8 protein-coding genes are annotated in these 9,965 nt (G+C 35.2%); 6 read left to right on the forward strand and 2 right to left on the reverse strand.

Annotated features, from left to right (window positions below; all coding sequences use genetic code 11):
- Positions 1-4: 4 nt before the first annotated feature.
- Positions 5-352, reverse strand: a complete 348-nt coding sequence (gene rnpA, locus GFJ36_RS27990; protein ID WP_000731505.1) for a ribonuclease P protein component — start codon at positions 350-352, stop codon at positions 5-7.
- A 76-nt stretch (positions 353-428) separates the two neighbouring features.
- The gene (rpmH, locus tag GFJ36_RS27995) at positions 429-563 is read right to left on the reverse strand and encodes a 50S ribosomal protein L34 (protein WP_000831901.1); all 135 of its coding nucleotides are present in this window, start codon (positions 561-563) and stop codon (positions 429-431) included.
- A 565-nt stretch (positions 564-1,128) separates the two neighbouring features.
- Between rpmH and dnaA the strand changes: the two genes are divergently transcribed.
- From dnaA to gyrA, 6 genes are all read left to right on the forward strand, one after another.
- On the forward strand, positions 1,129-2,469 hold the full coding sequence (dnaA, locus tag GFJ36_RS28000; protein ID WP_000428027.1) for a chromosomal replication initiator protein DnaA: 1,341 nt from the start codon (positions 1,129-1,131) through the stop codon (positions 2,467-2,469).
- 178 nt (positions 2,470-2,647) lie between these two features.
- Entirely contained in the window at positions 2,648-3,787 is a 1,140-nt protein-coding gene (gene dnaN, locus GFJ36_RS28005; RefSeq protein ID WP_087981847.1) for a DNA polymerase III subunit beta, read from the forward strand.
- 127 nt (positions 3,788-3,914) lie between these two features.
- Positions 3,915-4,127 carry a S4 domain-containing protein YaaA gene (gene yaaA, locus GFJ36_RS28010; protein ID WP_000821366.1) on the forward strand — a complete coding sequence of 71 codons (213 nt, stop codon included), beginning with the start codon at positions 3,915-3,917 and terminating at the stop codon, positions 4,125-4,127.
- 12 nt (positions 4,128-4,139) lie between these two features.
- Entirely contained in the window at positions 4,140-5,267 is a 1,128-nt protein-coding gene (recF, locus tag GFJ36_RS28015) for a DNA replication/repair protein RecF (RefSeq protein ID WP_000470742.1), read from the forward strand.
- Between the two features lie 38 nt (positions 5,268-5,305).
- Positions 5,306-7,228 (forward strand): DNA topoisomerase (ATP-hydrolyzing) subunit B, encoded by a 1,923-nt coding sequence (gyrB, locus tag GFJ36_RS28020; protein ID WP_000435974.1) that lies wholly within the window; start codon positions 5,306-5,308, stop codon positions 7,226-7,228.
- Positions 7,229-7,316: 88 nt separating this feature from the next.
- Positions 7,317-9,788, forward strand: a complete 2,472-nt coding sequence (gene gyrA, locus GFJ36_RS28025; RefSeq protein WP_001282859.1) for a DNA gyrase subunit A — start codon at positions 7,317-7,319, stop codon at positions 9,786-9,788.
- Positions 9,789-9,965: the final 177 nt, after the last annotated feature.

Raw genomic sequence — 9,965 nt, forward strand, 5'->3', positions numbered from 1 at the left:
TACGCTACTTTTTTATTCTTTTCATACCAGAGCGTTTAAAGACATGAATTAAGCTTTTCTTTAATTCTTCATATGTCATCTCTGCACAAGGCTTCCTTGCTATTATAACAAAATCTTTTCCAGAATCTATCTCATCTTTTAATTCTGTGATCGACTGGCGAATCATACGTTTAATTCGGTTACGCACTACTGCATTTCCTATTTTCTTGCTGACAGAAAGGCCAATACGAAAGTTTGGCTGCTCTCCCTTATCTAGTTGATAGACAACAAGCTGACGGTTAGCATTCGATTTTCCTTTTTGAAAAACCGTCTGGAATTCATCATTCTTTTTTATACGATATTTTTTCTTCATATCAATTGACACTCCTGTAGTTCATCAGTGGAAATTCACTATTATTAGAAAAAAAGACCACTGAACGATCAGTGGTCTACGCAGATAATACTTTTCTTCCTTTACGACGACGAGCTGCTAGCACTTTACGTCCGTTCGCTGTGCTCATACGGCTGCGGAAACCATGTACTTTGCTGCGCTTACGTTTATTTGGTTGGTAAGTTCTTTTCATTATATGACACCTCCCTGAGGAATATCTGTTAAAGACAGTCCTATAAATTATAGTTAATCAACTAGGAAAATGTCAATGGTTCTCGAAATTTTCATCAAATATTCATTTTGAACCTATTCACATACTTTTTCACAGACCCTATATTTCCTTGTGGATAAATGTTTTTTCTCGGTTTTTATATCCACAAACCCTTTTCGTACTTTTACACAGTATATCGTGTTGTGGACAAGTTTATTCCACAAGGTATTGATTTTGTGGATAACTTTCTTAAATTCATTGCTATAGCTACTTTTTTTTGATATTATAGTTGTGTTTTCACTTTGAATAAGTTTTCCACACCTTTATCTTATCCACAATTTGTGCATAACATGTGGACAGTTTTAATCACATGTGGGTAAATGCTTATCCACATTTGCTTTTTTTGTCGAAAACCCTATCTCATATACAAACGACGTTTTTAGGTTTTAAAATACGTTTCGTATAAATATACATTTTATATTTATTTAGGTTGTACATTTGTTGCGCAACCTTATTCTTTTACCATCTTAGTAAAGGAGGGACACCTTTGGAAAACATCTCTGATTTATGGAACAGCGCCTTAAAAGAACTAGAAAAAAAGGTCAGTAAACCAAGTTATGAAACATGGTTAAAATCAACAACCGCACATAATTTAAAGAAAGACGTGTTAACAATTACAGCTCCAAATGAATTCGCTCGTGATTGGTTAGAATCTCATTATTCAGAGCTAATTTCGGAAACACTTTATGATTTAACGGGGGCAAAATTAGCTATTCGCTTTATTATTCCCCAAAGTCAAGCTGAAGAGGAGATTGATCTTCCTCCTTCTAAACCAAATTCAGCACAAGATGATTCTAATCATTTACCACAGAGTATGCTAAATCCAAAATATACGTTTGATACATTTGTTATTGGCTCTGGTAACCGTTTTGCTCACGCTGCTTCATTGGCCGTAGCCGAAGCGCCAGCTAAAGCATATAATCCCCTCTTTATTTACGGGGGAGTTGGACTCGGAAAGACCCATTTAATGCATGCAATTGGTCATTATGTAATTGAACATAACCCAAACGCAAAGGTTGTATATTTATCATCAGAAAAATTTACAAATGAATTCATTAATTCTATTCGTGATAATAAAGCGGTCGATTTTCGTAATAAATACCGTAATGTAGATGTTTTATTGATAGATGATATTCAATTTCTAGCAGGAAAAGAACAAACTCAAGAAGAGTTTTTCCATACATTCAATGCATTACACGAAGAAAGTAAACAAATTGTAATTTCAAGTGATCGGCCACCAAAAGAAATTCCAACTTTAGAAGATCGTCTTCGTTCTCGCTTTGAATGGGGACTCATTACGGATATTACGCCACCAGATTTAGAAACACGAATTGCAATTTTACGTAAAAAAGCAAAGGCTGAAGGACTCGATATACCAAATGAGGTTATGCTTTATATTGCAAATCAAATTGATTCAAACATTCGTGAACTAGAAGGTGCACTTATCCGAGTTGTAGCTTATTCATCTTTAATTAACAAAGATATTAATGCTGATTTAGCAGCTGAAGCACTTAAAAATATTATTCCAAATTCTAAACCAAAAATTATCTCCATTTATGATATTCAAAAGGCTGTCGGGGATGTTTATCAAATAAAACTGGAAGATTTCAAGGCGAAAAAGCGAACAAAATCAGTTGCCTTCCCTCGCCAAATTGCAATGTATTTATCACGCGAACTTACAGATTACTCCTTACCTAAAATCGGTGAAGAATTTGGTGGACGTGATCATACAACAGTTATCCATGCTCATGAAAAAATTTCTAAGCTGCTTAAAACGGATACGCAATTACAAAAACAAGTTGAAGAAATTAACGATATTTTAAAGTAGTAGCTGAATAGTGTGAATAACTTCCCTTGTTTTACGCACAGTCTATCCACATGTAGATAGACTGTTTTTACATCCTTCAACGGGGTTATCCACATATCCACAGGCCCTATTACTATTACTACTATTTTTTATCTTTATTAATTAAATAAAATATTATACTTACCGGAGGTTTTTCTTTATGCGTTTTACAATACAAAAAGACTATCTTGTAAGAAGTGTACAAGATGTAATGAAGGCTGTTTCTTCTCGTACAACAATTCCGATCCTTACAGGAATTAAAGTTGTCGCTACGGAAGAAGGAGTTACGTTAACAGGAAGCGATGCTGATATTTCTATTGAATCTTTTATCCCAGTTGAAGACAATGGAAAAGAAATCGTAGAAGTAGCACAATCAGGAAGTATTATTTTACAAGCAAAATATTTTAGTGAGATTGTAAAAAAATTACCTAAAGAGACTGTCGAAATTTCTGTGGAAAATCATTTTATGACAAAAATAATTTCTGGAAAATCAGAGTTTAATTTAAATGGTTTAGATTCTGCTGAATATCCATTGTTACCACAAATTGAAGAACACCATGTTTTTAAGATCCCAACAGATTTACTGAAACATATGATCAGACAAACTGTATTTGCAGTTTCCACTTCTGAAACAAGACCAATCTTGACAGGTGTAAACTGGAAAGTATATAACAGCGAATTAACTTGCATTGCTACAGATAGTCACAGGTTAGCTCTTCGAAAAGCAAAAATCGAAGGAATTGCAGATGAATTTCAAGCGAATGTTGTTATTCCAGGTAAAAGCTTAAATGAATTAAGCAAAATTCTAGATGAGTCTGAAGAAATGGTAGATATCGTTATTACGGAGTATCAAGTATTATTCCGTACAAAGCATTTATTATTCTTCTCAAGATTGTTAGAAGGTAATTATCCGGATACAACTCGTTTAATTCCAGCCGAAAGTAAAACAGATATTTTTGTAAATACAAAAGAATTTTTACAAGCGATTGATCGTGCATCTTTATTAGCAAGGGATGGTCGTAATAATGTTGTAAAATTATCAACTTTAGAACAGGAAATGCTAGAAATTTCTTCGAATTCACCAGAAATTGGGAAAGTAGTAGAAGAAGTTCAATGTGAAAAGATGGATGGGGAAGAGTTAAAAATATCTTTTAGTGCAAAATATATGATGGATGCACTAAAAGCTTTAGATAGTACTGAAATTAAAATTAGCTTTACTGGTGCGATGAGACCATTCTTAATTCGTACAGTAAATGATGAGTCCATTATTCAATTAATTTTACCGGTTCGTACTTACTAAGTAAGAAGTAAGGGTTGCTAGTTTTCAGATACTAGTAGCCCTTATTTGATTTTTGGGTATTACTTTCCTAATGTTAGTTTATTTAGTACAATGAAAGAATGAACACTTTCAGAAAGTGAGCGATTTTATGAAACGTATTAAAATTTCAACAGAGTATATTACACTAGGACAATTTTTGAAGTTAGCCGATGTAATTGATACAGGTGGCGCTGTAAAATGGTTTTTACAAGAATATGAAGTGTACGTGAATCAAGAACTTGAAAATAGAAGAGGTCGCAAATTATATGCGAACGATATTATTGAAATTCCAGGAAGCGGAAGTTTCCAAGTTCAGGCATAAAGGGGGAGCCCTTTGTTTATTTCAGAAATACAATTAAAAAACTATCGCAATTATGAAAAGTTAGAGCTTTCCTTTGAAGATAAAGTGAATGTGATTATCGGTGAAAACGCACAAGGGAAAACGAATTTGATGGAAGCTATTTATGTTTTAGCGATGGCGAAATCTCATAGAACCTCTAATGATCGCGAGCTTATCCGTTGGGATGAAGACTTCGGTCAAATTAAAGGGAAATTACAAAAGAGAAATAGTTCTTTGTCTTTAGAATTAAATATTTCGAAAAAAGGTAAAAAGGCAAAATTAAATCAACTTGAACAACAAAAATTGAGTCAATATATTGGCATGATGAATGTTGTCATGTTTGCCCCAGAAGATTTAAATCTTGTAAAAGGAAGCCCTCAAGTAAGAAGACGCTTTTTAGATATGGAATTAGGCCAAATAGCTCCAATCTATTTGTATGAATTGAGTCAATATCAAAAGGTGCTCACGCAACGAAATCACTTGCTGAAAAAGATGCAAGGGAATAGTAAGAATGAGGAAACGATGTTGGATGTATTTACACTTCAACTTATTGAGCATGGTGCAAAAATATTGCAAAAACGGTTTGAGTTTTTGCATTTACTACAAGAATGGGCAGCTCCAATTCATCGCGGTATAAGCCGCGGATTAGAAGAATTAGAAATTGTCTATAAACCAAGTGTAGATGTATCAGAATCAATGGATTTGTCGAAAATAAAAGAAGTATACTATGAAAATTTTCAATCTGTGAAACAACGTGAGATTTTCCGTGGTACGACTTTAATTGGTCCTCATCGTGATGATTTACAATTCTTCGTTAATAGTAAAAATGTTCAAGTCTTTGGTTCGCAAGGACAACAACGAACGACCGCACTGTCCCTAAAATTAGCTGAAATTGAATTGATTTACTCAGAAGTTAAGGAATATCCGATTCTTTTATTGGATGATGTATTATCAGAATTAGATGATTATCGTCAATCGCATCTGTTAAATACAATTCAAGGAAAAGTGCAAACATTTGTGACAACGACGAGTGTCGACGGAATTGAACACGAAACATTAAAAGAAGCGAAAACAATTCATGTAACGAACGGCACGGTAGATTGTGAAATAGATAGGGCGTAATCCCTATTTAAATGGAAAAGTAGGTGATCTTTGTGTCAATGGAACAAAAGCAAATGGAAGAAAACTCATATGATGAAAGTCAGATACAGGTACTTGAAGGATTAGAAGCGGTTCGAAAACGCCCTGGGATGTATATTGGATCTACAAGTGGAAAAGGACTTCACCATCTTGTGTGGGAAATCGTCGATAATAGTATTGATGAAGCACTTGCAGGGTATTGTGATGAAATTAACGTTAGTATCGAAGAAGATAATAGTATTCTTGTAACGGATAATGGACGTGGTATTCCAGTTGGTATACAAGAAAAAATGGGACGTCCTGCTGTAGAAGTTATAATGACCGTTCTTCATGCTGGTGGTAAGTTTGGCGGTGGCGGTTATAAAGTTTCTGGTGGTTTGCATGGTGTTGGGGCATCTGTAGTAAATGCTCTATCAACAGAACTAGAGGTATTTGTACATCGTGAAGGCAAAATCCATTATCAAAAATACGAAAGAGGTATCCCGGTTGCGGATTTAAAAGTCATTGGTGACACAGATCAAACAGGGACGATAACTCGATTTAAACCAGATCCAGAAATTTTTCAGGAAACAATAGTATACGAATTTGATACGTTAGCAACTCGTATGCGCGAATTAGCATTTTTAAATCGTAATATTAAATTAACAATCGAAGATAAACGTGAACATAAACAGAAGAAAGAATTCCATTATGAAGGTGGAATTAAATCATATGTTGAACATTTAAATCGTTCAAAACAGCCAATTCATGAAGAACCTGTATATGTAGAGGGTTCAAAAGATGGTATTCAGGTTGAAGTTGCGCTTCAATATAACGAAGGATACACAAATCATATTTACTCATTTACAAATAATATTCATACGTATGAAGGTGGTACACATGAGGTAGGATTTAAAACAGCCTTAACTCGTGTGATCAACGATTATGGTCGTAAAAATAATATTTTAAAAGATGCGGATAGTAATTTAACTGGTGAAGATGTTCGTGAAGGTTTAACAGCGATTGTGTCAATTAAACATCCAAATCCACAATTCGAAGGACAAACGAAGACGAAACTTGGAAATAGTGAAGCAAGAACAATTACAGAGTCAGTATTCTCAGAGGCATTTGAAAAGTTCTTACTGGAAAATCCGAATGTTGCACGTAAGATTATAGATAAAGGGACGATGGCAGCGCGTGCGCGTGTAGCAGCTAAAAAGGCTCGTGAGTTAACTCGCCGAAAGAGTGCTTTAGAAGTTTCAAGTTTACCAGGGAAATTGGCAGACTGTTCTTCTAAAGATCCAGCAATTAGTGAAATCTATATCGTAGAGGGTGACTCTGCGGGTGGGTCTGCAAAACAAGGACGTGATCGTCATTTCCAAGCAATTTTACCGCTGAAGGGTAAAATTATTAATGTTGAAAAGGCACGCTTAGATAAGATTTTATCAAACGATGAAGTTCGTACAATTATTACGGCGATTGGTACAAATATCGGCGGAGACTTCGCTATTGAAAAAGCACGCTATCATAAAGTTATTATTATGACGGATGCCGATGTTGATGGTGCGCATATTCGTACCCTATTATTAACGTTCTTCTATCGCTATATGCGTCAAATAATTGAGTGCGGTTATATATATATTGCACAGCCACCTTTGTTTAAAGTACAACAAGGTAAGAAAATTCAATATGCTTACAATGATAAGGAACTTGAAAAAATCTTAGCTGAATTACCAGCCCAACCTAAGCCGGGGATTCAGCGTTATAAAGGTCTAGGGGAAATGAATCCAACTCAGTTATGGGAGACGACAATGGACCCAGAAGTACGTTCATTACTTCAAGTTTCACTTCAAGATGCAATTGAAGCGGATGAAACATTTGAAATTTTGATGGGAGATAAAGTAGAGCCACGTCGTAACTTTATCCAAGAAAATGCAAAATACGTGAAAAACCTTGATATTTAAATGGGTAATGACAGGAATCTAAGTATTCCTGTCTTCTACATATAAATCAATGTATGTGTAACGGAAATGTAAGAGGAGGTGCTGGTTGATGTCAGACAATCAACAACAAGCACGAATTCGAGAAATTAATATTAGTCATGAAATGCGTACCTCGTTTTTAGATTACGCAATGAGTGTTATCGTATCTCGTGCATTACCAGATGTTCGTGATGGATTAAAACCTGTGCATCGTAGGGTTTTATATGCGATGAATGATTTAGGAATTACAGCTGATAAAGCGTATAAAAAATCAGCGCGTATTGTCGGTGAAGTAATCGGTAAGTATCACCCTCACGGTGATTCAGCTGTTTACGAGACGATGGTACGTATGGCGCAAGATTTTAGTCAACGTTATATGCTTGTTGATGGGCATGGTAACTTTGGTTCTGTTGATGGTGATTCAGCAGCAGCGATGCGTTATACAGAAGCAAGAATGTCTAAGATTTCTATGGAATTAATACGTGATATTTCAAAAAATACGATTGATTATCAAGATAACTATGATGGTTCTGAAAGAGAGCCAATTGTATTGCCAGCGCGTTTCCCTAATTTATTAGTGAATGGTACGACGGGTATTGCGGTAGGTATGGCAACGAATATTCCACCGCATCAACTTGGTGAAGTAATTGATGGTGTATTGGCACTAAGCCATAATCCCGACATTACGATTGCGGAATTAATGGAGTTTATTCCAGGACCAGATTTTCCAACAGCAGGTTTAATTTTGGGACGAAGTGGGATTCGAAGAGCGTATGAAACAGGTAGAGGCTCTATTATGCTTCGAGCTAAAGTTGAAATTGAAGAGAAGTCAAATGGTAAACAATCTATTCTCGTAACTGAACTACCTTATCAAGTTAATAAGGCGCGATTAATTGAAAAAATTGCAGAATTAGTTCGTGATAAGAAAATTGAAGGTATTACGGATTTACGTGATGAGTCAGATCGAAACGGTATGCGTATTGTTATGGAAGTACGCCGTGATGCCAATGCCAATGTACTATTAAATAATCTATATAAACATACAGCACTTCAAACAAGTTTCGGTATTAATATGTTGTCTCTTGTAAATGGAGAGCCACAAGTACTGAATTTAAAACAAAATTTATATCATTACTTGGAGCATCAGAAGGTAGTAATTCGTCGACGTACTGCTTATGAATTAGAAAAAGCAGAGGCGCGTGCTCATATTTTAGAAGGATTACGAATTGCTCTAGATCATCTAGATGAAGTTATTACGTTAATTCGTAGTTCGAAAACAGCAGATATTGCAAAACAAGGCTTAATGGAACGTTTCGGTTTAAGTGAGAAACAAGCACAAGCAATTTTAGATATGCGTCTGCAACGTTTAACAGGATTAGAACGTGAAAAAATTGAGCAAGAATATCAAGACTTAATGAAGTTAATCGCTGAATTAAAAGCAATCTTAGCAGATGAAGAGAAAGTTCTTGAGATTATTCGTGAAGAATTAACGGAAGTAAAAGAACGCTTCAATGATAAGAGACGAACGGAAATTACAATTGGTGGCATGGAATTTATTGAAGATGAAGATTTGATTCCAGAACAAAACATCGCTATTACGTTAACTCATAATGGTTATATTAAGAGGTTACCGGCTTCTACGTACAAAACACAGAACCGTGGTGGACGTGGTGTGCAAGGAATGGGAACAAATGATGATGATTTCGTAGAGCATTTATTAACTACTTCTACGCATGATCACATTTTATTCTTTACTAATAAAGGGAAAGTATACCGTACGAAAGGATATGAAATCCCAGAGTATAGTCGTACAGCAAAAGGTATACCTATTATTAACTTATTAGGTGTAGATAAGGGTGAATGGATTAATGCCATTATTCCAATTCGTGAATTTGGTGATGATGAATTCTTATTCTTCACAACAAAACAAGGTATTTCTAAGAGAACGCCACTTTCATCATTTGCAAATATACGTACGAATGGTTTAATCGCCATCTCTCTTCGTGAAGAGGATGAAGTAATATCTGTACGTTTAACATCTGGTGATAAGGATATTATTGTAGGAACAAGCAATGGTATGTTAATTCGCTTTAACGAGCAAGATGTGCGTTCTATGGGACGTAATGCGGCTGGTGTAAAAGCAATTACATTAGGTGATGAAGATCAAGTTGTAGGCATGGAAATTGTCGAAGAGGATGTAAATGTTCTAATCGTAACGAAAAATGGTTATGGAAAACGTACACCTATTGATGAATACCGTCTACAAAGCCGTGGTGGTAAAGGTCTGAAGACTTGTAATATTACAGATAAAAACGGTAAATTAGTAGCTGTTAAATCTGTAACAGGTGAAGAAGATATCATGTTAATTACGGCAGCAGGTGTTATTATTCGTATGCCAGTTGATCAAATCTCTCAAATGGGACGTAATACACAAGGTGTTCGTCTAATTCGATTAGAGGATGAGCAAGAGGTAGCGACGGTAGCAAAAGCACAGAAAGATGAAGAAGAGGAATCTAATGAAGAGGTTTCTTCTGAAGAATAAGAGGGGGATTTTTCCTCCTCTTATTTTTTTATAATAATACTTGCATAGCAATGGAAAACCCTATATAATAGGCAGAGTCAGCAAATGAGAGATACAAATTATCTTAAAAAACTTGTTGACGAAAATAATATACTATGATATATTATGAAAGTCGCTGAAACGCGATGTTGAACTTTG

The sequence above is a fragment of the Bacillus sp. EE-W1 genome (genome assembly GCF_009760835.1).
GTDB classification, from domain to species: domain Bacteria; phylum Bacillota; class Bacilli; order Bacillales; family Bacillaceae_G; genus Bacillus_A; species Bacillus_A wiedmannii.

Bases quoted from the DNA above. Each gene is read 5' to 3' on its own strand.
- rnpA (WP_000731505.1), bottom strand. From the start codon at position 352: ATGAAGAAAAAATATCGTATAAAAAAGAATGATGAATTCCAGACGGTT.
- rpmH (WP_000831901.1), bottom strand. From the start codon at position 563: ATGAAAAGAACTTACCAACCAAATAAACGTAAGCGCAGCAAAGTACAT.
- dnaN (WP_087981847.1), top strand. From the start codon at position 2,648: ATGCGTTTTACAATACAAAAAGACTATCTTGTAAGAAGTGTACAAGAT.
- yaaA (WP_000821366.1), top strand. From the start codon at position 3,915: ATGAAACGTATTAAAATTTCAACAGAGTATATTACACTAGGACAATTT.
- gyrB (WP_000435974.1), top strand. From the start codon at position 5,306: ATGGAACAAAAGCAAATGGAAGAAAACTCATATGATGAAAGTCAGATA.
- gyrA (WP_001282859.1), top strand. From the start codon at position 7,317: ATGTCAGACAATCAACAACAAGCACGAATTCGAGAAATTAATATTAGT.